Here is a 24292-nt window from a genome sequence, read left to right as displayed (position 1 = left end):
TCCATCGTCGCGCGGACGGGCCGCGAGGTCCAGAGGCGGAGCGCCCCGGATCGTGTCAGTCGGCCGGAATCCCCGCCGCCGACCGACGCTCGGCGACGATCGCGCGCGTCTCGGGGGCGATCCTCGCGGCGAGCTCCGCGAGCACCTGCTCGTCGTCGCCGGCGACGATGAACGTGTCGACGCCGTGTCGGGTCGCGAGGTCGGCCAGCCGCTCGGGCTCCGCGTCCCGCGGCCCGATGTTGAGCAGGCGCCGGATGCTGCCCGGGTCGCGACCGGCCAGGCGCGCCGCCTCGTCGATCACCGCGTGCCCGGCATCGAGGGAGTCCGCCCCGTGCTCGAGCCGACCGAGCGAGGGGAGCCAGCCGTCGGCGACCCGCCCGACGAGCCGGAGCCCCTTCGGCCTGACGACGCCGAGCCAGATCGGCATGGGCCGCTGCACGGGAGCCGGTCCCCGCTTGGCGCCGCGGATGGGGTAGTACTCGTGGTGCAGGAAGACGCCGCCCGTGGCATCCGCGTCCTGCAGCTCGCGGATGACGACGATCGCCTCGGCGAGTGCGCCGGCCTGCTCGGAGGGCCTGCGATTCGGGGCGCCCATCGCGACGGCGGCCGGCGCGAACCCTCCGGCGCCGAGCGCGAGGACCGCGCGGCCGCCCGTGAGCAGGTCGAGCGACGCCGCCGCGCGGGCGAGCACGGCCGGCGGGCGCAGGAGCAGGTTGTGCACGTTCGCCGAGATGCGGATCCGGCTCGTGCGCGCGCCCACCCAGGTCATCAGGGTCCACGTGTCGAGGAACCGCGGCTGGTACGGGTGGTCCTGGAAGGTCACGAACTCGAGGCCGGCGCGTTCGCTCGCGAGCGCGAGATCGACGGTGCGCGCCGGATCGAGCGCCGAGGGCGTGATGAAGGAACCGAACTCGATCGGGCGGCCGTAGTCGGGCATACGGCCACGCTACGCCCGGCGCGGCATGAGAGCGCTCTCTGCCATCCGTCGCAAGGGCATTGCGGTTCGCGCAGACGATGGTTACCGTCTCGTCAGTAACCGGCAGCGGAGCCGGGCACGACAGCTCCACCAACGCCTCGAAGGAGAGGACCCGGATGAGCACCAACGCCCCACCCACCCGTCACCCCCGGCGCAGCCTGATCGCGGCGATCGTCGGGACGACGCTCGTCGCCGGCGCACTGGCCGCCGGCCCCGCCCAGGCGGCGCCGCCGCCCGCGGTGGACCCGACGAACCCGGACTTCGGGCCGAACGTCACGATCTTCGACCCGTCGATGCCGCTCGCCGACATCGACGCCCAGCTCGACGCGCTCGCCGACCAGCAGCGCGACGCCGAGATGAGCGAGGTGCGCCGCGCGGTCTACTTCATGCCGGGCACCTACGGCGACGCCGAGCATCCCCTGCAGTTCGAGGTCGGGTACTACACCGAGGTCGCCGGCCTCGGCGCCTCGCCCACCGACGTCACCGTCGAGGGCGCGATCGAGGTCTACAACCGCTGCCTCACCGAGGACAACTGCATCGCGCTCGTGAACTTCTGGCGCACGCTCTCGAACCTCTCGGTGCACGTCAACGGGGCCGGCCAGGACGGCTGCCGTGCCAGCGCGAACTTCTGGGCGGTCTCGCAGGCGGTCTCGATGCGCCGCCTCGACATGTCCGGCGCGAACCTCTCGCTCATGGACTACTGCACGGCCGGTCCGCAGTACGCCAGCGGCGGCTACATCGCCGACTCGCGCCTGCCGTTCACGATCAACGGCTCGCAGCAGCAGTGGCTCGTGCGCAACAGCGACATCTCCGCCGGCTGGAGCAACGCCGTGTGGAACCAGGTGTTCGCGGGCGCGGTCGGCGCACCCGACGACTCGACCTTCCCGGACCCGCCCTACACGACGCTCGACACCACGCCCGTGAGCCGCGAGAAGCCGTACCTGTTCGTCGACGAGTCGGGCGCCTTCAACGTGCGCGTCCCATCGGCCGCGACCGACACCCGCGGCATCAGCTGGGGTGAGGAGATGACGCCCGGCACGACCGTGTCGCTCGCCGACTTCTTCATCGCGCGGCCGGACGACTCCGTCAAGGACATCAACTCGGCGCTCGCGAGCGGCAAGCACCTGCTGCTCACGCCCGGGGTCTACGACATCGACCGCACGATCAAGGTCAAGCGCCCCGGCACCGTGGTGCTCGGCATGGGCCACGCCACGCTCACCGCGACCGGCGGCGCCGTCGCGATGGAGGTCGCGGACGCACCCGGGATCGTCGTGGCGGGCGTCACGTTCGACGCCGGCGAGGAGCTCTCGCCCGCGCTGCTGCGCGTCGGCAAGGCCCAGAGCGGCTCGAGCGGCTCGGCCCGTGGCGCCGCGTCCGACCCGATCACGCTGAACGACGTGTACGTGCGCGTCGGCGGGCCCCACATCGGCAAGGTCGACACCGCGATCGAGATCAACGCCGACCACGTGCTGATCGACCACGCCTGGGTGTGGCGGGCCGACCACGGCATCGAGGGCTTCACCGAGGGCGTGAACGGCGACACCGACCGCTGGAACACGAACATCGGGCGCAACGGCATCGTCGTGAACGGCGACGACGTCACCGCGACCGGACTGTTCGTCGAGCACTTCCAGCAGTTCAACACCACCTGGAACGGTGACGGCGGCACGGTCGTGCTCTACCAGAACGAGCTGCCGTACGACCCGCCCACGCAGGCCGACTGGACGCAACCGGACGGCACGCTCGGGTACCCGGGCTACGTGGTCGCGGACGACGTGGCGACGCACGACCTGTACGGCGCCGGCGTCTACGTGTTCAACCAGAACAACCCGACCATCCACACCGCGAACGGCTTCACGGCTCCCGAGGGGGACGGCATCCGCCTGTTCCACATCATGACCGTGAACCTCTCGGCGGGCACGATCGACCACGTGGTCGACGGCATCGGCGGAACCGCCGACACGACCGTCATCGGCCTGCCGCGGTTCATCGTGGAGTACCCGGCGCCCTGACCCCCGGGCGTCGCTCGATCCCGGGAGCGCCCGGTGCCGCGGCACCGGGCGCTCCCTCGTGCGGGCACGTCAGCCGGCCCCCGACCCCGCACCGCCGACGCGCCGACGCGCCGCGTCGAGGAGCGCCAGCACCTCGTCGTCGGTCGTCTGCCGGAAGTCGGCGTAGGCCTGTCCGACGGCCATGAACCAGTCGGGCACGTCGACCGCGATCACCTCGTCCGCCGACGGCACGCGGGAGGCGGCGTCCCTCGGCGCGACGGGCACGGCGAGCACGACGCGCGCGGCGCCGCGGGCGCGGGCCACGCGGCAGGCGGCCTCGGCGGTGGCGCCGGTCGCGAGCCCGTCGTCGACGACGAGTGCCGTGCGTCCGGCGAGCGGCTCGGGCGCCCCGCCCCGGCGCAACTGCGCGACCCGCCGGTCGAGCGTCTCGTGCTCGCGTCGCTCGACCTCGGCGAACCGGTCGTCCGAGACCCCGGTCCGGCGGACGAGGTCGTCGTCGACGACCTCGACGCCGCCCTCGCCGATCGCACCCATGGCGACCTCGGACTGCGAGGGCAGCCCGAGCTTGCGCACGACGATCACGTCGAGCGGCGCACGGAGCCCCTCGGCGACCACCGCGGCGACCGGCACGCCGCCCCGCGGCAGTCCGAGGACGACGACGTCCGCGTCGCGCATCGCCTCGAGGCGGCCGAGCAGCTCGGTCGCCGCGTCGGTGCGGTCGCGGAACACGCCTCCAGCGTCCGGCGGCGACGGCGGTCGTCGCGAGGCCGATGGTCCCGCGACACCCGTCGGGACGGTGTCGGAGGACCCACGACACCGTCCGGTGCGGTTCCATTCGTCCCGCTAGCGTGGAACGGTGAAGATCACGGTGCTCGCGGGCGGGGTCGGTGGCGCGCGGTTCGTGCGCGGCGTGCGCGAGGAGGCGGCCCGGCGATGGCCCGCCGCCGCGGGCGCGGCGGCCGCATCCGACGGCACGTCCGCGACGACGGCCGAGCTCACCGTGGTCGTGAACACGGGCGACGACCTGTGGCTGTCGGGCGTGCGGCTCATGCCCGACTTCGACTCCCTCCTCTACGCCCTCGCCGGCGTCAACGACGCCGAACGCGGGTGGGGCCGTGCGGGCGAGACGGAGCGGGTCGCCGCCGAGCTGCGCGAATGGGGCGTGGGCTGGCCGTGGTTCACCCTCGGCGACCTCGACCTCGGCACCCACCTCGCGCGGACCTCGTGGCTGCGCGAGGGGTTCACGCCGTCCGAGGTCGCCGTGCGGCTGCAGCGACGGTGGCGCCTCGGCGTGCGGCTGGTTCCGGCGACCGATGCCGAGGTCGACACGCACGTGCGCATCGACCCGGCGCACCCGGATGCCGCCGGGCGCGACGATCTGCACTTCCAGGAGTGGTGGACGAGGTATCGGGCCGCCGTCCCCGCGCTCGGCTTCGTGCAGCGGAACCTCGCCGACGCACGCCCGGCGCCCGGCGTCGAGGCCGCGCTCACCGACGCCGACGTCGTGCTCATCGCGCCGTCGAACCCCGTCGTCTCGATCGGCACGATCCTCGCCGTCCCCGGCGTGCGCGAGGCGCTCGCGGGCACTCCCGCCCCCGTCGTCGGGGTCTCGCCGATCATCGGAGGACGGGTCGTGCGCGGCATGGCCGACGCCTGCCTGTCGGCGATCGGCGTCGAGACGGATGCCGCGGCCGTCGCGCGGCACTACGGCGCGCGATCGGAAGGCGGGGTCCTCGACGGCTGGCTCGTCGACGACGACGACGCGGCCTCGGTCGCGGGCCTCGCGGCCGACGGGTTCGCCGCGGCATCCGCCCCGCTCTGGATGCGCGACCTCGACACCTCCGCCACCCTCGCGGGCGCCGCGCTCGACCTCGCCGCCGACACGCGAGCGCGCGACCGGGACTGACCCGTCGGGCCGCCCGGCCGCGCGCTCGCGACCGCCTGCGATCAGCCGTTGCGCGGCAGCGGGATCACCGGGCATTCGAAGTAGCGCAGGACCTCCCCCACGACGAGGTCGCCCTCGGCGGCCGCCGCCCAGAGCTCCTCGTCGGAGTCGAGCACGCCGTCGTGGTCGAGGTCGCCGGAGTCGAGCGCGGCCTGGTAGCCGTTCGGCAGCAGCACCTCGGTGACGGCCCAGCGTCCGCCGCGGTAGCCGGGGTCGCCGGGCGCCGAGTCGGTGACGTTCGCCTGCGTCCCATCGGGGAAGGCGTAGAGCGGCTGGAACGACGACGCGGGCGCCCCGGTCGTCGAGAAGTCGGTCGTGGTGCCGACGGTGCGGTACTGCTGGCCGTCGACCCAGAACGCCGGGCCGCTGACGCCCGCCGCGTTCGCGGCCGGAGCGCCGACGAGCACGGCGCCGGCCGCGAGGGCGAAGGTGGCGGCCGCGCCGAGCAGCGGGCGGATCCGGGTGGTGTGCATGGGGTTCCCCTTCCGTTCGGCCGCCGGTTCCGACGGCCCTCCAGCAGTCAATGCCGGGAGGGTCCCGGCGGCGATGGGGCAGCCGTGACGGTGCGCTTACCGTTCCCTTACGCACCGCTTACGTCCCTGACGCAGCGCTTCCGCCGGTCGTCCCCAGCCGCGTGCACTCCCCCTCGCGGCGTGCGTAGACTGGCGGACGACCGCCGGTTCGGATTGACCGGTCGGGCCGGCCCGGGATTGGGCCGCGAGTCGCCGACGCACGTCGGACCACGCACGCGCACACGTCCCGGAGGCCCCATGCCCGTCTTCCCCCGCTCGACCCGTCCCATGCGTCCGGCCGCGCTCGTCGCCGCTGCGGCATCCGTCGCCCTGCTGTCCGGCTGCGCCGCCGGCGCGTCGGCCGACGTCGACACCGGGTCCGACCCCGACACCGCGGCATCCGGGTTCCCGGTCACGATCGACAACTGCGGCACCGAGGTCACCTTCGACGAAGCGCCGGAGCGCGTCGTCACGGTGAAGTCGTCGACGCTCGAGCTCCTGCTCGCCCTCGGGCTCGGCGACCGCGTGGCGGGCGCCGCCTTCACCGACGGGCCGGTCCCCGACCGCTACGCCGCCGACGCCGCGGACATCGACCTCCTCTCCGACAAGGTGCCCTCGCAGGAGGTGGTGCTCGAGGCCGAGCCCGACCTGGTCTTCGCCGGCTGGGAGTCCAACCTCTCGGCGGAGGGCGCCGGCGAGCGGAGCACCCTCGAGCAGCTCGGCGTGCACACGTACGTCGCCCCCGCCGCCTGCAAGGAGGAGGGCTACATGCCCGACCCGCTCACCTTCGACGGCGTCTTCGCCGACTTCGAGGAGGCCGGCGACATCTTCGGCGTACCCGAGGCCGCGGACGAGCTCGTCGCCGAGCAGCGCGCCGCGCTCGACGCGATCCGGCCGAACGACGACGGGCTCACGGCGCTCTGGTACTCCTCCGGCGACGACCAGCCGTTCGTCGGCGCGGGCATCGGGGCACCGCAGATGATCATGGCGGCCGCGGGGCTGACCAACGTCGTCGCCGACGTGCACGACACGTGGACCTCGCTGTCGTGGGAGGCCGTGGTCGACGCCGACCCCGACGTGATCGTGCTCGTCGACGCGGCATGGAACACGGCCGAGTCGAAGATCGAGAAGCTCGAGGCGAACCCGGCGACCGCGGTGATGCCGGCCGTGCAGCAGGGTCGCTACGTGATCGTCGACTTCCCGTCGACCGAGGCCGGCGTGCGCAACGTCGACGCGGTCGGCTCGATCGTGGAGCAGCTCGAGGCCCGCTGATGGCGGTCGAGGCGGGCAGGGCAGCGGATGCCGCGGGGCGGCCGTCCGCCGCTCCTGCGCGCACGCCGCGGCCCGTCGACGGGTCGCGGGCGCCGCGCCGGTCGGGCGCGGCCACCACGATCGGTGCCGCCGCCGTGCTCGTGGCGCTGCTCGCGGCCTCCGTCGTGCTCGCCGTGACGATCGGACCGGCGGGACTGGCGCCCGGCGACGTGCTCGCGTCGGTCGCGGCGCACCTCGGGCTCGGCGAGCCGACGCTCGCCCCGCTCCGGGACGCGATCGTGTGGGAGCTGCGCATGCCGCGCGTGCTCACCGCCGGCGCGGTCGGCGCGGGCCTGGCCACCTGCGGCGTCGTGATGCAGGCGCTCACGCGCAACCCGCTCGCCGACCCGTACCTGCTCGGCCTCTCGTCGGGGGCCTCGGTCGGCGCGGTGGTGGTGCTCGTGCTCGGCCTCTCGCTCGCGCTGCCCGTCGCGGCGTTCGCCGGTGCGCTCGCCGCGCTCGGCGCCACCCTGGCGCTCGCGCGCGCCGCGGGCGGGCTCAGCCCCACGACGACCGTGCTCGCCGGACTCGCGGTCTCGGCCGTCTTCGGCGCCGTGACGAGCCTCGTCATCTTCTGGAGCGCGACCACCGACAGCTACCGCGAGATCCTGAACTGGCTGCTCGGCTCGCTCGCCGGTGCGGGGTGGCCGGCCGCCGCTCTCGCGGGCGTCGCACTCGGCCTGGTCGGCCTGCCGCTGCTGGCCACCGGCCGCACCCTCGACGCGTTCGCGTTCGGCGACACGGCGGCCGCCGCGCTCGGCGTGCACGTGCCCCGCACCCGCGCCCTGCTGCTCGTCGCGACGGCCCTGCTGACGGGCGCGCTGGTCGCGGTCAGCGGCGCCATCGGGTTCGTCGGGCTCATCCTGCCGCACGCGGTGCGGCTCGTCGTCGGCTCCCGCCACCGCGCGCTGCTGCCGCTGTCGGCGCTGGCGGGCGCCGTGTTCCTCATCTGGGTCGACACGGGCGCGCGCACGCTCTTCGACCCGCGCGAGCTGCCGGTCGGGATCCTCACCGCGCTCGTCGGCGGGCCCGTGTTCGCCGCCCTCCTGCTGCGCACGAGGAGGAGGTCGTGAACGAGCGGACGAAGCCCGGCGCGGGCCTCGAGGCGTCGCGCGTCTCCTTCGCTCGCGGCGACCGGCTGGTCGTCGACGGCGTCGACGTGACCGTGCCGCGCGGCGCCGTGGCCGCCCTCCTCGGGCCGAACGGCGCCGGCAAGTCGACGTTCCTCCACCTCGTCGCGGGCGTCCTGCCGGCGGAGGTCGCGGCGCTGACGCTCGGCGGCGACGACCTCGTCGGCCTCCGCAGGCGTGAGCGCGCCCGGCGCATCGCGCTCGTCGAGCAGGACGCCCAGGTGCCCGACGCCCTCCGCGTGGACCACGTCGTCGGGCTCGGCCGCATCCCCCACCAGTCCGCCTGGGGCGGGGAATCCGCGCACGACCGCGACGTCGTCGCCCGCGCCCTGGCCGCCGCCGACGCCGACCGGTTCGCGGAGCGACGCTACGACGAGCTCTCCGGCGGCGAGCGCCAGCGAGTGAACCTCGCCCGCGCCCTCGCGCAGGAACCCGAACTGCTGCTGCTCGACGAGCCGACCAACCACCTCGACATCCGCGCGCAGCTCGCGACGCTCGGGCTGCTCCGCCGCCTCGCGGACGACGGGCTCAGCGTGCTCGCCGCCCTCCACGACCTCTCGCTCGCCGCGGCCTACGCCGACCACGTCGTGGTGCTCGCCGACGGCCGGGTCGCGGCCGCGGGCGACCCGGCCGACGTGCTCACCCCGCCGCTGATCCGCGCGGTGTGGGGCGTCGAGGCCACGGTCCTGCGGCATCCGTCGACCGGGCGCCCGCTCATCGCCTTCGCCCCGGCCGATGCCGGGGCGGAGCCCGACCGATCGGCGGACGCGCACCCCGTCGACGCGGTGACGGGCCCGGCGTAGCCTTGCCCGCATGACCGACGCGACCGGAGCGCGACGCGACCTGCTCGAGTCCATCGCCGACGAGTTCCTCCACAACGCGCGGAACGGGCGCCGCCTGCTCGCCGTCGAGGCGGCTGACGACGGCCTCGCGACGCGGTTCGCCGCGGACCTCGCCGATGTCCTCCGCGACCGCGGCCGGCACGTGCTGCACCGCTCGGTCGGCGACGTGTCCGAGGGTCGACTGCGCGGCGACACGGTCGAGCCGTTCCGTTCGGGCGACCTCGCCGGCGCGGAGGATCCCGACACGATCCTCGTCGTCGACGGTCGCCGGCTGCTGAACGAGTCCGTCCTCGGGATCTGGCACTTCTCGGTGTGGGCGCTCGTCGGCGACGAGCTGCCCCACTCGGGCGCGAACGTCATCGTGGACGCGACCGACGAGGCCGCGCCGACGCGGTTCTTCTACGACTACTGCCGCATCCCGCCGAGCATCGGCGAGCGCCGCGCCGCGGGCTGAGCGCCCGCGCTACGAGAGGATGTCGCGCGTGGCCAGGCGCGAGCCGGCCGCCGCGCCGAACACGGCGATCCATCCCGCCTGCAGCAGCAGGTTCTCGCGGAACGAGTCCCATGACGGCGGCGATCGCAGCAGGTCGGCGAAGTCGAACCAGCGGTCCGTGAACAGCCACGGATGGATCCACTCGAGCTGCGGGATGGCGCCGACGATCTGCGCCACGACGGCGAGGATGGCGGTGGCGGCCATCGCGCCGACCGGCACGACCGTGAGCGTCGAGGCGAACAGGCCGATGGCCGAGAGCCCCAGCATCGACACCGCGACGTACCCGCCGATCGCGAGCAGGCGCAGCAGGCCCTCCCCGACCGAGACCTCCCCGCCGGAGAGCAGGGTGATCGGGCCGACCGGGAAGAGCGTCCAGCCGATGAGGGACCCGACGACGATCACGGTGAGGGCGGCCGCGACGCAGAACGTCGCGGCGACGGCGTACTTCACGAGCAGCAGGCGGATGCGTCCGGCGGGGGCGATCAGCAGGTAGCGGAGCGTCCCGAGGCTCGCCTCGCCGGCGATCGTGTCGCCCGCGACCACGGCGACCGTGAGCGGGAGGAACAGCGGGGTCGCGACGACGAGGGCCGTGACGCCGACGAAGAGCCCGTTGCCGGCCACCTGGTCGAGGAATGCCGGACCGCGACCGGGGCCGGCGGGCCCGGCGATGCGGATGGCGATCGCGATGAGGATCGGGATGAGCGCGAGCGCCGCGATCATCGCCCAGGTGCGCCGGCGCCGGAACAGCGTGACGACCTCGGAGCCGAGGAGCGACCCGAGCCCGCCGCCGCGGGGCGGCATCCGGCCACCGCGACCGGCAGCCGCGGCGGCCTCGGGCTCGGCGACGGCCGGCTCGCCGGCGGCCGCGGCAGCATCAGGCGACGACATCGAACCCCTCCCCGGTGAGCTCGACGAACCGCTGCTCGAGGCTCGTGCGACGCACCTCGAACCCGCGTACCCGCACGCCGTCGGCGACCAGCGCCGCGACGAGGGCCTCCGGCTCCGGCGGATCGTCGCCGAGCGGAGCGCTGACGACCGGGTCGCCGGCCGCGGCGGGGGTCGGCGCGAGGTCGACGGTGCGCTCGGGCCGGAGTCCGAAGCGCTCCAGCACCGCGCGCGCCAGGCCCGGATCCGGCGTGACGACCTCCACACTCGATCGCCCCGAGCGACGGAGCTCCTCGAGCGTGCCCTGCGCGACGAGCCGGCCGGCGCTCATGACCCCCACATGCGTGCAGAGCTGCTCCACCTCGGCCAGCAGGTGGCTCGAGACGAACACGGTCGTGCCGTCGGCGGCGAAGGAGCGGATGAGGCTGCGCACCTCGCGCGTGCCCTGCGGGTCGAGGCCGTTCGTCGGCTCGTCGAGGACGAGCAGCTCGCGCGGCATCAGGAGGGCGTTCGCGAGGCCGAGGCGCTGCTTCATGCCGAGCGAGTAGGCGCCCGCCTTCTTGCGCGCCGCGTGCTCCAGCCCGACCCGGTCGAGCGCGGACGCGACGCGCGCCGAGCGGGTCGCGGGCGGCGCGTGCCGGTCGGCGGCGTCGAAGCGCGCGAGGTTCGCGGCTCCGGAGAGGAAGGGCGCGAATGCGGGGCCTTCGACGAGCGCGCCCACGCGCGGCAGCACCTGATCGAGCCCGCGCGGCATGTCGCTGCCGAGCACCTGCGCCGAGCCCGCGCTCGCCCCGACCAGCCCGAGGAGCATCCGGATCGTGGTCGTCTTGCCCGAGCCGTTCGGCCCGAGGAACCCGAAGACCGACCCGGCGGGGACCTGCAGGTCGATGCCGTCGACCGCGGTCTGCGCGCGGAAGCGCTTCGTGAGCCCGTCGGTCCGGATCGCGAGATCGGTCACCGGCGGCCCGTCAGCGACCCGACCCGGCGTACGCCACCAGGGTGTCGACGGGAACCGACCCGGCGAGCACGCGACCGTCGTCGGTGAACAGCACGGACAGCAGCGAGGTCGCCACGGCGCGCCCGCCGTCGACCGGGGTGGTCAGGCCGTCGAGCCGGAGGTCCGCCTCGTCGTCGCCGAACGGCGGCTCGGTCGCCGGCGCGACGTCCTCGCCGCCCTCGCCCGCATCCCGGGCACGCGCCTCGGCGAGCGCGGCGAGGTCGACCTCCACGACGGTCGCCCAGCCCTCGCCGTGCACGATCGGGCGCGGCGCGTCGGTCTCGTGCTCGGCGTCGCCGTCGTGGCCCTCGGCCGCCCACGCCTCGAGCTCCGCCACGGTCGGCAGCGGCAGCTCCTCCTCGACGACCGTGAACGCCGAGCCGGGCTCGAAGGCGAACACCGAGGGATCCGGCGCCTCGAACGAGATGTCGGTGAAGCGGGTGGAGAACGCGGGGCCGCTCGCACCGCGTGCCGTGACCGACGCGGCGAGCGCGGCACCGTTCTCGCCGTCGATCGCGATGCGGATCTCGCCGACGAGGGTCTCGTCGGTCGCAGGCCGAAGCACGAGCTCGTAGGCGTCGCGACCCGCGACTCGCCCGTCGGACCCGACGGAGACCTCGGTGGTCTCGTCGAGGCGGTCGAGCGCACGCTCGAGCACCTGCTGGGCGGTCGGCAGCTGCTCGCCGTCCGGCAGTCGGGCCTCCGCCTCGGCCCTCGCCTCGTCGGCCATCCGCTCGACCTCGGCCTCCAGGGCGTCGACGTCGGCGTCGTCGGCGAGCGTGAGCCGCGTCGCCGTCCGCGTCTCGGAGTCGACGAACCAGGTCTCGCCGGGGCCCGCGTACACGTTGCGTTCCGCGAGCGCGTCCAGCACCTGCAGCCGGGCGTGCTCCTCGTCGAGGTACACGGCGGCGTCGAAGCTGCCCGTGGCCAGCGCGATCAGGTCGTCGACGGTCGCCGGGGCTCCCTCCGCGCCGTCGCCGGCGCCGCCCGAACCGGGCGCGGCGCCCGTGAGCCCGCCCAGGTCGGGGAGCCCGAGCTCCGAGCGCTGCTCGATGCTGCCCGAGAGCGCGTCGACCTCGCTCGCCTCGGCGAACGCGATGAGCTCCTCGGCCGTCTTGTCGGGCAGGTCGACCGTGGCGTTCGCCTGCATCGGCACCAGGACGGCGATCGCGACCGCGACCGGCACCCCGACCGCCGGGATGGCGATGCGGGCGCCTCGTCGGGTCGCCCCGTGGCTGCGTGGGCCCATGCCCTCAGGCTACGCCCGACCGCGCACGGGGGCGCCGGTGCGGAGCGAACTGACAGGCGGGCGACGCGGTCGGCGTCAGGCGGCGGGCAGGGTCCGCAGCCGCGGCGCGAGGTCGCGCTCGAACAGCTCCAGGAACCGGCGCTGGTCGTGACCGGGGGCATGGAACACGAGGTGGTTGAAGCCCCAGTCGACGTACTGCGCGACCTGTGCGACCACCTCGTCGGGGTCGGTGCCCACGATCCAGCGCTTCGCGATCTGCTCGATCGGGAGCGCGTCGGCGGCCCGCTCCATCTCGACCGGGTCGGTGATGTCGTGCTTCTGCTCCTTGGAGAGCGAGAGCGGCGACCAGAACCGGGTGTTGTCGAGCGCGGCCTCCTCGGTCTCCTCGTAGGAGAGCTTGATCTCGATCATCCGGTCGAGCGCGTCGAAGGTGCGACCGTCGGACCGCGCCGCGAGTCCGTCCTTGACCGCCGGGACGAGCTGGTCGACGTAGAGCTCGGCGCCCTTGCCCGACGTGCAGATGAAGCCGTCGCCGGCCCGGCCGGCGTACTTCGCGACGGTCGGCCCCCCGGCGGCGATGTAGACGGGCACGGGCGAGTCGGGCCGGTCGTAGATCGACGCGTCGTGCGTGGAGTAGTACTCGCCCTCGAAGCTCACCTGGCCCTCCTTCGTCCACAGCGCGCGCATGAGCCGCACGGCCTCGCGCAGCCGGGCGAAGCGCTCGCGGAACTCGGGCCAGTCCTGCTCGCCCGCACCGCGGAACCCGGTCGCGATCTCGTTCAGCGCCTCGCCCGTGCCGAAGCCGGCGATGATGCGCCCGGGGTGCATCGCGCCGAGCGAGGCGAACGCCTGGGCGAGCACGGCCGGGTTGTACCGGAACGTCGGGGTCATGACGCTCGTGCCGATCTTCACCGACGAGGTGCGCTCGCCGACGGCGGCCATCCAGGTCAGCGAGAACGGCGCGTGCCCTCCCGTGTGCCGCCACGGCTGGAAGTGGTCGCTCGTCCACACCGACTCCATGCCGTGCGCCTCCGCGGCGACCGCGATCTCGACGAGCTCGCGCGGATCGAACTGCTCGGCGCTGGCCTTGTATCCGAGGGTGAGGGTCACGAGACTGCCTTCCTGTCTGCGCCGTGCGGCGCGGTTGCGGCGCCCGCGGGCGCGGTCGATGGGTCGAGCGGATGCCACGGGGCGCGGCCCGATCGCACGGGATGCGGGCCGTCCAGCGCGCCGACGACCTCCGCGGTGCGCGCCCCGACGCCGAGCGCGACGGCCTCCGCGAGCTCGGCGGCCGTGTCCACGTCGCGGCGGAGCGCTGCGGCGACGGAGCCGGGGCCCGCCGCCGCGCGGACGGTCAGGTCGGCGTACCCGGCCGCCCGGTGCCGGGCCGCGGAGTCACGACCGAAGTGCGGCACGAAGGCGACGCCGGGCGACGCGGTCGCGAGGGTGGTACCCGTGCCCTCGGCATCCGGGACGAAGGCGCGCGGGTGGCGCGCGGCCCCCTCGAGCGCCGCGTCGAGGTGCTCCGGCCGGAGCGCGGGCAGGTCGCCGAGCAGCACGGCCGTGCCGCGAACGGTCGCCGCCGGCGGTCGCCGCTCCCGCTCGACGGTTCGCGCGGGTCGCGACGGTCCGGCGGACCCTCCCGGTCCCGCCGCCGCGGACGCGTCGGAGGCCGCGTCCGCGCGGGCGACGGCGATGCCCTGCGCGATGGCGGCCGTCAGCCCCCGGGGGGCGGACTCGGGTACGACGTCGACGCCCGGCACGCCGCCGAGCGCCGCGGCGATCGCGGGCTCGTCCGACACGACCACGACGCGGGCGACCGCCTGCGCGGCGCGCGCCGCGTCGACGGTGTCGAGCGCGAAGGCGCGGGCGAGCGAGGCCCGCTCCGCGGGGGACAGCTCGGGCGCGAGCCGGGTCTTCGCGCCGGTGAGGGACTTCACCGGGATCACGACGGTCCACGCCGCGGCCCGCATGCCGGTGCTCATGCGCGCAGTCCCGGCAGCACGTCCCGTCCGAACACCTCGAGGAAGCGGGCCTGGTCGCGCCCGGCGTTGTGCAGGTAGATGCGGCTGAACCCGAGGTCGAGGTGGCGCTGGATGTTCGCGCGGTGCGCGTCGGGGTCCGCGGAGACGAGCATCCGCCCGGCGAAGTCCTCGGGCCGCACCGTGCGGGCGAGCTGCTCGACCTCGAACGGCGAGCGGATGTCGCCCCGAGGGAATCGCAGCGCCCCGATCGGCCACTCGGCGAGCGCGTCCGCCATCGCCTCCTCCTCGGTCGGCGCCCACGCGAGGTTCAGCTGCAGCACGCGGGGCATGCGCGTCGCATCGCGTCCGGCGTCGCGGGCACCGTCGGCGAACCGGGCGAGCAGCGCCGCGAGCCGGTCCGCCGGCGCGTTCGTGGTGATGAGCCCGTCGACGCTGCGTCCGGCGCGGCGCGCCGTCACCGGACCCTGCGTGGCCACGAGGATCTCCGGCGCCCGTTCCGGCATCGTCCACAGGCGCGTCGACTCGAGCTTGAAGTGCTCCCCCGCGTGCCGCACGTCCCGCCCGGCGGCCGAGGCCGCGAAGAGCTTCCGGATCACCTCGACCGCCTCGAACATCCGCGCGATGCGCTCGGCGGGCTCGGGCCAGTACGTGCCGGTGACGTGTTCGTTGATCGCCTCGCCCGAGCCGATGCCGAGCCAGTGCCGGCCCGGGTGCATGGCGGCCAGCGTCGCGGACGCCTGCGCGACGACCGCGGGGTGCATGCGGAAGGAGGGCGTCGTCACGCCCGGGCCGAAGTCGCCGGACGTGGCGGCGCCGATCCCGGCGAGCACGCTCCACACGAACCCGGACTGGCCGTGGGCGGGCAGCCACGGCTGGAAGTGGTCGCTGGCCATCGCGCCGCGGAAGCCGTGGCGCTCGGCGAGCGCGCTGAGCGACACCGCCTCGGCGGGCGGGAACCGCTCGAGCATCACGGCGTATCCGATGTGGGCGCTCACCCCTCCATCCTGCCCCCCATCGGCGCCGCGACGGCGCGGGGAGGGCCGATGGCTCACTCCGCGCGCAGCACGCCCTCGGCCTGCGCCTCGTCGAACCCGGCGCGGTAGCCCTCGTCGTACGCCTCCTCTGCGCCCTGGCGGAACATGTCGCGGTCGGCGGGGCGCACGATCGATCGCGCGCCGGGCAGGTCGAGGTCGCCGACCAGGCGGTCGAGCCCGCGGACCACGGCCACGGGCACCCCGGTCGTCTTGCCCTTGACCAGCTCGGCGGCGGCGGCGAGCTCGTCGGCGACGCACGGCATCGTCACGGCCAGCGGCTTGCCCGCGGCATCCGTCTGCCCTCGGAGGTCGTCGAAGACGTGCACGCCGGCGGCGCCGATGGCGATGTCGGTCTGACCCTCACGCCACGGGCGGCCGAGCGTGTCGGAGACGAGCACCCCGACCCGTGCGCCCGAGAGCGAGCGGATGCCGGTGGCCAGCGCCCGCGCGGACGCGTCCGGATCGACCGGCAGCAGCAGCACCGTCCCCTCGGGGGCGTTCGACGCGTCGACGCCGGCGGCCGCACCGACGACGCCGAGCCGGTTCTCGACGATCCGGGTCACCGAGTCCCCGGTCTGCCGGGTCGCGACCACCCGCACCGTCTCATCGGTGATCGCCTGCTCCCGGTCGTCGGCGCGCACCACGCGGCCCTCGGCCTTCGAGATGACCTTCGACGTGACGACGAGGATGTCGCCGTCGGCGAGGGGCTCGCCGAGCGCGCCCACGATGAGCGCCGGCAGGTCGGCGCCCGCGCCGATCTCCGGAAGTCCCTCGACACCCTCGATGCTGTACCGCACGCGCCACCCCTCCGCTCGGACCTCCTCACATCTTGGCAGCATGGCCCGGCGCTGCCAGACTTCGGGTGGGGCGCGGCCCGCGCGCCGGGGGAGGCATCCATGTCCGAGCAGGCCACCGCACCCGCCAGGCGCCCGGTCGTCGTGTGGGACCTCGTGCTCACCATCGTGCTGCTCGTCGTGCTCGCGGGAGCGGGCTTCGTGCTGTTCTTCGCCGCCGTGTTCCTCGCGCTCGCGAGCGATTCGTGCGGGGCGTCGTCGGTGTGCGACACCGACCAGATCGCGACGGGCATGCTCGTGGCGATGAGCGGCGTCGTGGTCTTCGCGGTGATCGCGATCGTCGCGGCGATCATCATGCTGGTGCTGCGGCGCATCGCGTTCTGGATCCCGCTCGCCGGGATCGTCCTGATGATCGCATCGGTCGCGGTCGGCGCCGCGATCACGTTCTCCGCGGTCCGGCCGATCAGCGGGTGAACCCGGACGGAGCGATGACCATGGGCCCGCGAGCGGACGGCGGCGGCCCCGGCCTGGAGCGCAACGAGACCGAGGCCGAGCGCCAGGACCGGAAGTTCAACGACATCCTGCAGGAGCTCCGGGTGGTGATGACCGGCACGCAGCTCATCACCGGCTTCCTGCTCGCGGTCGCCTTCCAGCCGAAGTTCGCCGATCTCGAGCGGCATGAGGTCGTGCTCTACCTGATCCTCGTCGTGCTGGCGACGACGGCGACCATCCTCGGCCTCGCGCCCGTGATCCTGCACCGCCAGCTCAGCGGTCGCAAGGAGAAGGACCGCGTGGTCCGGATCGCCAACACCCTGCTGCTCGTCCTCCTCGTCGTCGTGTCGCTGGTCGCCTCCGGCGTCGCGATGCTCATCTTCGACGTGACCGTCTCGCAGGAGGCGGGATGGATCGCCGGCAGCGTCGCACTCGCCCTCCTGCTCGTGTTCTGGACGGTGGTCCCGCGCATCGGCGGCCGCGCCACCGACGGCGATGCGGACCGGGCCCGGGGCCGCGACGGCTGACGTCCCCAGGGGCACGATGGGGTGGGCGGCCGACCCTAGGCTGGAGCGCATGCGCATCGCCACCTGGAACGTCAACTCCATCCGCACCCGCGTCGGTCGCGTCGTCGACTGGATGGTGCGCGAGGACGTCGACGTACTGGCGATGCAGGAGATCAAGTGCAAGCCGGAGCAGTTCCCGCACGACGCGTTCGAGCAGGCGGGGTACGAGCTCGCGGTCCACGGCCTCAACCAGTGGAACGGCGTGGCGATCGCGAGCCGCCTGCCGATCGATGACGTCGTCACCGAGTTCCCCGGCATGCCCGGCTTCCTGAAGGGCCACGAGGGGCCCGACCTGCCGAAGGAGGCGCGCGCGATCGGCGCGACGGTCGAGGGCGTGCGCCTGTGGAGCCTGTACGTGCCGAACGGCCGCTCGCTCGGCGACCCGCACTACACCTACAAGCTCGACTGGCTCGCCGCGCTCACCGACCTCGCGCGCGCCGAGACGAGCGACCGTCCCGAGCGCCCGTTCGCCCTCATGGGCGACTTCAACATCGCCCCGCTCGACGAGGACAACGGCGACCCGACCGTCGTCGAGGGCGTCACCACGCACGTCTCCCCCGCCGAGCGCACGGCCTTCCGGGCGCTCGAGGAGGCGGGCATGCGGGACGTGGTCCGCCCGATCGTGCCGACCGGGTACACGTACTGGGACTACAAGCAGCTCCGCTTCCCCCGCAACGAGGGCCTGCGCATCGACTTCGTCCTGGGCTCGGCGGCGTTCGCCGACCTCGTGTCGGATGCCGCGATCCACCGGAACGAGCGGAAGGGCGATGCGCCGAGCGACCACGTGCCCGTGCTGGTGCAGCTCGACCGCGAGACGGGCGGCGACGACGACCTGCCGATGATCTTCGGCTGACGCGTCGAGCCCTACGGCGGCACGAGCCGTCCGCGCAACCCCGTCGGAACGTCCAGACCGAGGCGCTACCCTTCGTGGAATGGACTCCCCCACGGAACAGGTCCCGCCGCCGGCGGAGACCGATCCGGTCCTCGGATCGACCCTCGACGAGCGGTACCGTATCGAGGGCCTCATCGGTCGCGGCGGCATGGCGACCGTGTACCGCGCCGACGACCTGGTCCTCGGGCGACGCGTCGCGGTGAAGCTGTTCACGCCCGCCGCCGAGGGCATCGACGACGTCGACCGCCGGCGCTCCGAGACGGCGCTGCTGGCGAGCCTGACCCATCCGGCCCTCGTCACGCTCTACGACGCGGCGAAGGACCCGGCCTCGAACCGCGAGTTCCTGGTCATGGAGCTGGTCGACGGTCGCGACCTGCGCGCCGTGCTCCAGCGCGGCGCCATCCCGCGGCGCGACGCCGCGCGCATGCTCGCCGACCTCGCCGAGGGGCTCCACGTCATCCACTCCCGCGGCATCGTGCACCGCGACGTGAAGCCCGCGAACGTGCTGCTCGCGCCCGCCCACCTGCCCACGCGGCGATGGAACGCCAAGCTCGCCGACTTCGGCATCGCGAGGCTCCTCGACGAGTCGCGGCTCACCGCGACCGGGCGCATCATCGGCACGCCCGGCTACCTCAGCCCTGAGCAGGTGCGCGGCGAGTCCGTCGGCAGCGCCGCGGACATCTACTCCCTCGGCCTGCTGGTGCTCGAGTCGCTCACCGGACACCAGCCGTTCCCCGGTCCCGCGCTCGAATCGGCCAGTGCGCGACTCGTCCGAGACCCCGAGATCCCCGACGACCTGCCCGCCGTCTGGCGCGAGCTGCTCGCGGGGATGACGGCACGCGACGCCGCCGATCGCCCGAGCGCGCTCGACGTCGCCCTCGCCTCCGAGTCGCTCCTCGGCGACCGATCCGAGGCCGCGACCGACGATGCCACCGGCGCGACGGCCGTCTTCACGCATCCCCCGGTCGGCGCCGACGACACGCGCATCATGCCGGCGACGCGAACGGACCGCACCGCACCGGTCGCCGACGACGACGCGACCGCCGCCACCCGGGTGCTCACGGGCGTCGGCGCGCCGCGCGCTGCGGCCGCGGCGGCGCCTGCGCCGGTCGTCGACGACGGCGCGCACTCGGGGCGACGACTCCCCCGCCGGGTCCTCGCGCTCCTCGCGGCGGCGGCGGTCCTGGTCGGCGCGGCGGTCGTGATCCCGATCAGCCTCAGCGCGCTCGGCGGCGGCGGCTCGTCCACGCCGACGCCGACCGAGGCGCCGCTGCCGAGCGTCGGGGGCGACCTCGGCACCCACCTCGAACAACTGGAGGAGGCGGTGACGCCATGATCACGCGCCTGCGCCGCGGGCTCGCCGCGGCATCCGCGACCATCGCGCTCGTGGGCGGCCTGGCCGCCTGCGCCACCCAGGAGAGCACGGGATCCGACGCCGTCATGTCGGGATACCGCACGCAGGTGGTCTCGATCGCCGACTCGTCCGCGGCCGGGGACTACGCCGAGGCACTCGGCCGGCTCGACGCGCTCGAGGAGGAGGTGCAGGCCGCGGTCGACGACGGCTCGCTCGACCCGGACCGCGCCGGCGCCATCACCGACGCGATCGCGCTGGTGCGGGCGGACCTCGATGCGGCGATCGCCGCGGCGACGCCCGAGCCCGCACCCGCGCCTGAGCCGGAGCCCGACGACGACGAGGACAACAGCGGACCGGGCAACAGCGACGACTCCGGGAACAACGGGTCCGGCAACAGCGGATCCGGCAACAGCGACGACAAGCCCGGGAAGGGCAAGGGCCGCGACAAGGGCGACGACTGAGCCGATCCGCTCAGCCGCGGCCGCGGAACCGCTCCATCGAGCGGTAGACCCCGAAGCCCTCGCCGATCACGCGGTCGAAGACCCGGGTCGGCAGCACGGCGCGGAGGATCCGCGAGAGCCGCACGCTTCCGGGGAGCTCGACGAGCGGGTCGCCGGCCAGCATCGCCCGCCAGATCCGGTCGACGGCGACCTCCGGCGCGAGCACCGGCGCCAGGATCGGTCCGCGCGCCCCGGCGAACATGCCGGTCGAGATGTACGACGGCGTCACGGTGGTGACCTTCACGTCGCGATGCCCCGCCTGTTCGAGCTCCAGGCGGAGCGAATCGCTCCAGCCGTTCAGCGCCGCCTTCGACGCCGCGTAGACCGCCATGCGCGGATTGGCCAGCGTGCCGGCGGCGCTGCCGATGTTGAGGATGCGCGCCGGGCGACCCGCTGCGATCATCGCGGGCAGGAACTCGCGCGTCACGTACATGGGCGCGAGTGCGTTCACGAGCATCGTCGGGCGCACGTCGTCCCCGCTGTCGGTCTCCCAGAAGTACCGGTTGCCTCGAACGATCCCGGCGTTGTTCACGAGGATGTCGGGTGTGCCGACGTCGCGCCGCACCTTGTGCGCGGCCTTCGCGATCGCGCCCGGCTCGGCGACGTCGACGACGTACGAGCGCACGACGGTGCGGCCGCCCGCGGCGCGGCCGAGCTGGTCGGCCGTGCGGGCCAGCGCCGAGGCGTCGCGATCCCAGAGCACGACGGATGCCGCGCCCTCCGCGATCGCGCGCGCGGCGTACATGCGGCCCATGCCGCCGGCGGCTCCGGTGATGAGGAGGTTCGCGCCCTGCGCGGTTCTGGTCATGCGAGTCATTCTGGCAAGGCCGGGTCCCGCCCCGCGACGCCGCCGCGGGTCCGCGGTCAGCGCATCGCGCGGAATCGCGCGCGGTCCTCGGGCGCGAGGTGCTCGGTCGCGTACGACAGCATGGTCCGCGGCATCCGGGCCGCGTGCTCCTCGAGGAACTGCTCGAGCGGCGCACGTCCGACCCGTTCGCCGAGCTCGCGCAGCATCCACCCGGTGGCCTTGTGGATGAGGTCGTGCGGATCCTCGAGCAGGCGCGGCGCGAGGCGGAGCGTCGGGCCGCCGTCGCCGCGCTTCAGGAACGCGTACGTGGCGATGATGGCGACGCGCCGCTGCCAGAGGTCGTCCGCGGCGACCAGCGCGTCGAGATCGCGCATCGTCGGCGCCGCACCGACTGACGCCGGAGGGGCATCCGTCCCGGTCGGCGGGTCGGCGAGCCAGGCGCCGAGGATCCGGTCCGCCGAGGCGTCCACGAGGTCCCAGTTGTCGACCCGGCCCCGGCGCACGGCGTCGAGGTAGAAGGTCGCGACGCGGGCTCGCACGGCGTGGTCCCGCATGCGGGGACGACCTGCCCGCTCGAATCGGCTCACGAGGATGACGAGGGCGCAGAGCCGCACCTCGTGCACCGCGCTGGAGAGGAGCTCGCCCGCACCCGCCAGCGGCAGGTCGGCGTACCTGCGGGCCACCTCGCGGACCTGCGGCATGGTGACGCCGAGGAAGACATCGCCCTCGGCGTACCCGCCAGGACCGGTCTTGAAGAAGCGCACGGATCCGGCGGCGCGCGCGGGATCGGCGACGTCGGCCAGTGCCGAGCGCACCGCCTCGGGCGTGGCATCCGTCGACCCCGTCATGCTCGCATGATGGCACCCTCGACCGACCTCGGGCAGACTTGCCCGCATGAGCGAGCCCGACGTGCGCCTCGTGCCGATGGACGACGACGCCGTCGCGACGTGGCTGCCGGAGGCGATGGCCGCCTACGAGCGGGCGCGCATCGAGGCCGGCGACACCCCGGACGCCGCGGCCGCCGCGCGTCGCGCGAGCGAGGACCGCTTCTTCCCCGACGGGCGCGTCGTCGAGGGGCAGCTCCTGCACACCGTCCGCCTCGGCGACGACGACGCCGGCTGGCTCTGGATCGGCCCGATGTCGGGGGAGCGCTCGGAGACGTGGTGGGTCTGGGACCTCGCGGTGCGGCCGGAGTTCCGACGCCGCGGCGTCGCCCGACGAGCGATGCTCCTGGGGGAGGACGTCGCGCGTTCGCACGGCGCCACCAGCCTGATGCTCAACGTCTTCGGAGGCAACGACGGCGCGATCGCCCTGTACGGGTCGCTCGGCTACGACGTCGCCGCGATGCACATGCGCAAGCCGCTCTGAGTGCCGCGAGACCGCCTCACTCGACCAGCGGCACCACGTCGACGCGCTCGCCCGGACCCGCCAGCACCAGCACGCGGCGCGCGGCGGCGTCCTCCAGGGCCGCCACGACCCGGGCCGGGTCGACCGGCGCACCGTCCTCGCCGTCGACCGGCACCCTCGGCCACGTCGTCACGGCGGCGCCCGTCGCGTCGGCGATCGCCCGTGCGAGCGGGGCTGCGTCTCCGGCCGCGACGAGCACGACGCGACCGATCCGCCGCACGGTCCCCGGCTCGGCGCTCGCGGCCGCCGCGCGGTCGCGCCGCCAGGTCGCGAAGTGGACGCCGAAGACGAGGGCGGTCGCGACGAGCAGGCCGATCGGCGCCCGCACCCGATCCAGGAGCTCCGAGCCCGGGACGGGGTCGAGCGCAGACTCGAACAGGCGGTAGCCGATCACGATGAGCGTCACGATCGCGACGATCGCGCTCGCGCCGAAGACCGCGACGAGGTAGACGCGGCGGCCCACGTCCGCGGCCTCAGACGGGTCGACGGCGCGCATCGGTCGCCACGCGAGCCACCACGTGGGGCCGCCGACCACGAGTGCGCTGATCCCGCCGAGCAGCAGCGCGCGCGTCCCGGTCGCGGCGATCGGATCGGCCAGCGCGGCGAGCGCGGCGTTCACGACCACGCCGATGCCGGAGGCCGCGAACGCGAGCCCGAGTCCGGAGACCACGAGCCGGGCGGCACGGCGCACGCCCCCGTCGCGCCCGGCGGCGACGCCCGCGTGCAGGCGCCACACGATCCCGCCGACGGCGGCGATCGCCAGCGCCCCGCCGAGCGGCTCGACCAGCACGGCCGGGCCGTCGCCCGCATCGAACGCGAGGCGGAGCACCACGAGCAGCGCGGCGGTGAGCCCCGCGAGCGTCGCCGCGGCCCCGCCGAGGATCCCGACGACCACGAGCACGACTCCCGCGAAGGCCGTGCGGTCGTCGCGGACGCGGTCGCGCACCCAGTGCCACCACCAGACCGCGGCGCCGACCGCGGCCCACGCGAGGCCGCCCGCCGCGGCACGCCACCAGGTCGCGCCGACGATCGCGGTGTCGGACCACGCGCGCAGGGCCGCGTCGAACAGCCCCGTGAGCGCGCCCGCGGTGCCGACCGCGGTCACGACGAGCCCGTACGCGGCCCCGAGGACCGGGGCGACGCCGGCGAGCCGCGTCGGACCCTTCGCCGCATGGGCGAGCATCCATCGATGCCAGAGCCACACGAGCAGCCAGGCGACGCCGGTCGCGAGGCTGCTCGGCTCCCACCGGCCGACCGCGAGGCCCGCGAGCGCCCCGGCGATGCCCGCGGTCGCGACGATGAGCGAGACCGTCAGCATCGCCGCGAGGTAGAGCCCCCACGAGACGGCCCCGCGCTCGTCGGGATCGCCGAGGCGTCGCCAGGTCGCCCACCACAGCAGGGCCGCGAGCGGCCCGCCGATGAGCGCGAACGCGAGCGACAGCGCCAGGTCGGCGGCGCCCCCGGAGACGAGCTCGGGATCCGTGTCGAGGAGCCGGTCCAGGAGGCCGCCGATGCCGATCGCGGCGATCGCGACCAGCACGAACAGCAGGACGAAGACGATGATGCGGCGCACCGAGGACTGCGCGGAGCCGCGCCCGGCGCTCATCGGCCCACCGTCGACGGGTCGCAGACCGCGAGCGGCCACGGTGCGGTCTCGATGCGCCAGTCGCCGTCGACGCGCACCAGGTCGAACGTGCCCCGCTCCTCGTACTCCGACGCCCCGAAGGGACCGTCGGCGTACGTCGTCACGATCCGCACCTCGACGTCGGCCGTCTCACCGCGGTCCGTCGTGCCGACGAGCGTCACCCGGACGCCGTCGTCGCCCGTCCGCGGCATCCGGACGCAGTCGTCGGCGACCTCGTCGGTGAGCAGCGCGGTCGCTGCGGCCTCGTCGCCCTCGAGCACGGCCTCGGCGTACCGCTGCACGACGCCCTCGGGCGTCTCGGGATCGAGCAGCTCGGGCGCGCCACGGGTGAAGACGATCAGCAGGGCGGCGATCACCAGCACGACCAGGGCGACCAGGATGGCCAGGAGCGTGCGGTCGGGACCCGAGCGGGCGTCATCCATGCCACGCATCATCCCGCGGCCGGGGCGGTGGGGTCCGGACC

The 24292-nt window shown here is 74.6% G+C and carries 25 protein-coding genes and 1 pseudogene; 12 read left to right on the top strand and 14 right to left on the bottom strand.

Annotated features, from left to right (window positions below; genetic code table 11):
* Positions 1-55: 55 nt before the first annotated feature.
* Positions 56-937 carry an LLM class flavin-dependent oxidoreductase gene (locus ABME01_RS00215; RefSeq protein ID WP_353826322.1) on the bottom strand — a complete coding sequence of 294 codons (882 nt, stop codon included), beginning with the start codon at positions 935-937 and terminating at the stop codon, positions 56-58.
* Between the two features lie 155 nt (positions 938-1092).
* On the opposite strand from ABME01_RS00215, the gene ABME01_RS00210 reads away from it, so the two are divergent.
* The gene (locus ABME01_RS00210) at positions 1093-2988 is read left to right on the top strand and encodes a pectate lyase-like domain-containing protein (protein ID WP_353826321.1); all 1896 of its coding nucleotides are present in this window, start codon (positions 1093-1095) and stop codon (positions 2986-2988) included.
* A 69-nt stretch (positions 2989-3057) separates the two neighbouring features.
* Here ABME01_RS00210 and ABME01_RS00205 read toward each other — a convergent pair whose 3' ends face one another.
* Positions 3058-3717: a phosphoribosyltransferase gene (locus ABME01_RS00205; RefSeq protein ID WP_353826320.1), complete on the bottom strand. Its 660-nt coding sequence runs from the start codon at positions 3715-3717 to the stop codon at positions 3058-3060.
* A gap of 127 nt (positions 3718-3844) precedes the next feature.
* Here ABME01_RS00205 and cofD point away from each other — a divergent pair, with 127 nt between their 5' ends.
* Entirely contained in the window at positions 3845-4894 is a 1050-nt protein-coding gene (gene cofD, locus ABME01_RS00200; protein WP_353826319.1) for a 2-phospho-L-lactate transferase, read from the top strand.
* A 41-nt stretch (positions 4895-4935) separates the two neighbouring features.
* Here the strand turns inward: cofD and ABME01_RS00195 are convergent, their stop codons facing one another.
* The gene (locus ABME01_RS00195; RefSeq protein ID WP_353826318.1) at positions 4936-5406 is read right to left on the bottom strand and encodes a hypothetical protein; all 471 of its coding nucleotides are present in this window, start codon (positions 5404-5406) and stop codon (positions 4936-4938) included.
* A 297-nt stretch (positions 5407-5703) separates the two neighbouring features.
* Here ABME01_RS00195 and ABME01_RS00190 point away from each other — a divergent pair, with 297 nt between their 5' ends.
* The 4 genes from ABME01_RS00190 to ABME01_RS00175 are packed head-to-tail and all read left to right on the top strand — an operon-like array spanning position 5704 to position 9182.
* Positions 5704-6717: a putative F420-0 ABC transporter substrate-binding protein gene (locus tag ABME01_RS00190; protein ID WP_353826317.1), complete on the top strand. Its 1014-nt coding sequence runs from the start codon at positions 5704-5706 to the stop codon at positions 6715-6717.
* Positions 6717-7829 (top strand): putative F420-0 ABC transporter permease subunit, encoded by a 1113-nt coding sequence (locus ABME01_RS00185; RefSeq protein ID WP_353826316.1) that lies wholly within the window; start codon positions 6717-6719, stop codon positions 7827-7829. Before ABME01_RS00190 ends, ABME01_RS00185 begins: the two co-directional genes overlap by 1 nt.
* Positions 7826-8689, top strand: coding sequence for an ATP-binding cassette domain-containing protein (locus tag ABME01_RS00180; RefSeq protein ID WP_353826315.1), 864 nt, complete (start codon positions 7826-7828; stop codon positions 8687-8689). The genes ABME01_RS00185 and ABME01_RS00180 overlap by 4 nt, the downstream gene beginning before the upstream one ends.
* Before the next feature lie 10 nt (positions 8690-8699).
* Positions 8700-9182 (top strand): nucleoside/nucleotide kinase family protein, encoded by a 483-nt coding sequence (locus ABME01_RS00175; protein WP_353826314.1) that lies wholly within the window; start codon positions 8700-8702, stop codon positions 9180-9182.
* A 9-nt stretch (positions 9183-9191) separates the two neighbouring features.
* Here the strand turns inward: ABME01_RS00175 and ABME01_RS00170 are convergent, their stop codons facing one another.
* The 7 genes from ABME01_RS00170 to cofE all read right to left on the bottom strand — a co-directional run bounded on the left by ABME01_RS00170 (position 9192) and on the right by cofE (position 16168).
* Positions 9192-10109 carry an ABC transporter permease gene (locus ABME01_RS00170; protein ID WP_436407377.1) on the bottom strand — a complete coding sequence of 306 codons (918 nt, stop codon included), beginning with the start codon at positions 10107-10109 and terminating at the stop codon, positions 9192-9194.
* The gene (locus ABME01_RS00165; RefSeq protein WP_353826313.1) at positions 10096-11064 is read right to left on the bottom strand and encodes an ABC transporter ATP-binding protein; all 969 of its coding nucleotides are present in this window, start codon (positions 11062-11064) and stop codon (positions 10096-10098) included. The genes ABME01_RS00170 and ABME01_RS00165 overlap by 14 nt, the downstream gene beginning before the upstream one ends.
* Before the next feature lie 10 nt (positions 11065-11074).
* A complete protein-coding gene (locus tag ABME01_RS00160; protein ID WP_353826312.1) occupies positions 11075-12352 on the bottom strand; it encodes a LolA family protein in 1278 nt (425 codons plus the stop codon).
* Positions 12353-12427: 75 nt separating this feature from the next.
* Positions 12428-13462, bottom strand: coding sequence for a glucose-6-phosphate dehydrogenase (coenzyme-F420) (fgd, locus tag ABME01_RS00155; RefSeq protein WP_353826311.1), 1035 nt, complete (start codon positions 13460-13462; stop codon positions 12428-12430).
* Positions 13459-14337: a CofC family guanylyltransferase gene (locus ABME01_RS00150; protein WP_353826310.1), complete on the bottom strand. Its 879-nt coding sequence runs from the start codon at positions 14335-14337 to the stop codon at positions 13459-13461. Before ABME01_RS00150 ends, fgd begins: the two co-directional genes overlap by 4 nt.
* On the bottom strand, positions 14334-15332 hold the full coding sequence (locus ABME01_RS00145; protein ID WP_353826309.1) for a TIGR03557 family F420-dependent LLM class oxidoreductase: 999 nt from the start codon (positions 15330-15332) through the stop codon (positions 14334-14336). Before ABME01_RS00145 ends, ABME01_RS00150 begins: the two co-directional genes overlap by 4 nt.
* A 53-nt stretch (positions 15333-15385) precedes the next feature.
* Entirely contained in the window at positions 15386-16168 is a 783-nt protein-coding gene (gene cofE, locus ABME01_RS00140; RefSeq protein WP_353826307.1) for a coenzyme F420-0:L-glutamate ligase, read from the bottom strand.
* A 39-nt stretch (positions 16169-16207) separates the two neighbouring features.
* On the opposite strand from cofE, the pseudogene ABME01_RS00135 reads away from it, so the two are divergent.
* From ABME01_RS00135 to ABME01_RS00115, 5 genes and pseudogenes are all read left to right on the top strand, one after another.
* Positions 16208-16639: pseudogene (locus ABME01_RS00135) on the top strand (DUF6264 family protein); the annotation flags it as partial.
* A gap of 20 nt (positions 16640-16659) precedes the next feature.
* Positions 16660-17184: a DUF6328 family protein gene (locus ABME01_RS00130; RefSeq protein ID WP_353826306.1), complete on the top strand. Its 525-nt coding sequence runs from the start codon at positions 16660-16662 to the stop codon at positions 17182-17184.
* A 49-nt stretch (positions 17185-17233) separates the two neighbouring features.
* Positions 17234-18076 (top strand): exodeoxyribonuclease III, encoded by an 843-nt coding sequence (locus tag ABME01_RS00125; protein ID WP_353826305.1) that lies wholly within the window; start codon positions 17234-17236, stop codon positions 18074-18076.
* Between the two features lie 79 nt (positions 18077-18155).
* Entirely contained in the window at positions 18156-19451 is a 1296-nt protein-coding gene (locus tag ABME01_RS00120) for a serine/threonine-protein kinase (RefSeq protein ID WP_353826304.1), read from the top strand.
* Positions 19448-19930 (top strand): hypothetical protein, encoded by a 483-nt coding sequence (locus ABME01_RS00115; protein ID WP_353826303.1) that lies wholly within the window; start codon positions 19448-19450, stop codon positions 19928-19930. The genes ABME01_RS00120 and ABME01_RS00115 overlap by 4 nt, the downstream gene beginning before the upstream one ends.
* A gap of 10 nt (positions 19931-19940) precedes the next feature.
* Here ABME01_RS00115 and ABME01_RS00110 read toward each other — a convergent pair whose 3' ends face one another.
* Both ABME01_RS00110 and ABME01_RS00105 read right to left on the bottom strand, forming a co-directional pair.
* Positions 19941-20777: an SDR family NAD(P)-dependent oxidoreductase gene (locus tag ABME01_RS00110; protein ID WP_353826302.1), complete on the bottom strand. Its 837-nt coding sequence runs from the start codon at positions 20775-20777 to the stop codon at positions 19941-19943.
* A gap of 56 nt (positions 20778-20833) precedes the next feature.
* Entirely contained in the window at positions 20834-21625 is a 792-nt protein-coding gene (locus tag ABME01_RS00105) for a DNA alkylation repair protein (RefSeq protein WP_353826301.1), read from the bottom strand.
* Between the two features lie 46 nt (positions 21626-21671).
* Here ABME01_RS00105 and ABME01_RS00100 point away from each other — a divergent pair, with 46 nt between their 5' ends.
* The gene (locus ABME01_RS00100; RefSeq protein WP_353826300.1) at positions 21672-22145 is read left to right on the top strand and encodes a GNAT family N-acetyltransferase; all 474 of its coding nucleotides are present in this window, start codon (positions 21672-21674) and stop codon (positions 22143-22145) included.
* Between the two features lie 16 nt (positions 22146-22161).
* On the opposite strand, the gene ABME01_RS00095 is transcribed toward ABME01_RS00100, so the two are convergent.
* Positions 22162-23790 (bottom strand): DUF5671 domain-containing protein, encoded by a 1629-nt coding sequence (locus ABME01_RS00095; RefSeq protein WP_353826299.1) that lies wholly within the window; start codon positions 23788-23790, stop codon positions 22162-22164.
* A complete protein-coding gene (locus ABME01_RS00090; protein ID WP_353826298.1) occupies positions 23787-24251 on the bottom strand; it encodes an LpqB family beta-propeller domain-containing protein in 465 nt (154 codons plus the stop codon). Before ABME01_RS00090 ends, ABME01_RS00095 begins: the two co-directional genes overlap by 4 nt.
* Positions 24252-24292 lie beyond the last annotated feature (41 nt).

The sequence above is a fragment of the Agromyces litoreus genome (assembly GCF_040496015.1).
GTDB lineage: Bacteria > Actinomycetota > Actinomycetes > Actinomycetales > Microbacteriaceae > Agromyces > Agromyces litoreus.
This window is presented reverse-complemented; position numbering and strand designations above follow the sequence as displayed.

Bases quoted from the DNA above. Each gene is read 5' to 3' on its own strand.
- ABME01_RS00120 (WP_353826304.1), top strand. From the start codon at position 18,156: ATGGACTCCCCCACGGAACAGGTCCCGCCGCCGGCGGAGACCGATCCG.
- ABME01_RS00110 (WP_353826302.1), bottom strand. From the start codon at position 20,777: ATGACCAGAACCGCGCAGGGCGCGAACCTCCTCATCACCGGAGCCGCC.
- ABME01_RS00095 (WP_353826299.1), bottom strand. From the start codon at position 23,790: ATGAGCGCCGGGCGCGGCTCCGCGCAGTCCTCGGTGCGCCGCATCATC.
- ABME01_RS00160 (WP_353826312.1), bottom strand. From the start codon at position 12,352: ATGGGCCCACGCAGCCACGGGGCGACCCGACGAGGCGCCCGCATCGCC.
- ABME01_RS00190 (WP_353826317.1), top strand. From the start codon at position 5,704: ATGCCCGTCTTCCCCCGCTCGACCCGTCCCATGCGTCCGGCCGCGCTC.
- ABME01_RS00125 (WP_353826305.1), top strand. From the start codon at position 17,234: ATGCGCATCGCCACCTGGAACGTCAACTCCATCCGCACCCGCGTCGGT.
- ABME01_RS00170 (WP_436407377.1), bottom strand. From the start codon at position 10,109: ATGTCGTCGCCTGATGCTGCCGCGGCCGCCGGCGAGCCGGCCGTCGCC.
- ABME01_RS00115 (WP_353826303.1), top strand. From the start codon at position 19,448: ATGATCACGCGCCTGCGCCGCGGGCTCGCCGCGGCATCCGCGACCATC.
- ABME01_RS00195 (WP_353826318.1), bottom strand. From the start codon at position 5,406: ATGCACACCACCCGGATCCGCCCGCTGCTCGGCGCGGCCGCCACCTTC.
- ABME01_RS00105 (WP_353826301.1), bottom strand. From the start codon at position 21,625: ATGACGGGGTCGACGGATGCCACGCCCGAGGCGGTGCGCTCGGCACTG.
- ABME01_RS00090 (WP_353826298.1), bottom strand. From the start codon at position 24,251: ATGGATGACGCCCGCTCGGGTCCCGACCGCACGCTCCTGGCCATCCTG.
- ABME01_RS00215 (WP_353826322.1), bottom strand. From the start codon at position 937: ATGCCCGACTACGGCCGCCCGATCGAGTTCGGTTCCTTCATCACGCCC.
- ABME01_RS00150 (WP_353826310.1), bottom strand. From the start codon at position 14,337: ATGAGCACCGGCATGCGGGCCGCGGCGTGGACCGTCGTGATCCCGGTG.
- ABME01_RS00175 (WP_353826314.1), top strand. From the start codon at position 8,700: ATGACCGACGCGACCGGAGCGCGACGCGACCTGCTCGAGTCCATCGCC.
- ABME01_RS00100 (WP_353826300.1), top strand. From the start codon at position 21,672: ATGAGCGAGCCCGACGTGCGCCTCGTGCCGATGGACGACGACGCCGTC.
- ABME01_RS00185 (WP_353826316.1), top strand. From the start codon at position 6,717: ATGGCGGTCGAGGCGGGCAGGGCAGCGGATGCCGCGGGGCGGCCGTCC.
- ABME01_RS00130 (WP_353826306.1), top strand. From the start codon at position 16,660: ATGGGCCCGCGAGCGGACGGCGGCGGCCCCGGCCTGGAGCGCAACGAG.
- ABME01_RS00210 (WP_353826321.1), top strand. From the start codon at position 1,093: ATGAGCACCAACGCCCCACCCACCCGTCACCCCCGGCGCAGCCTGATC.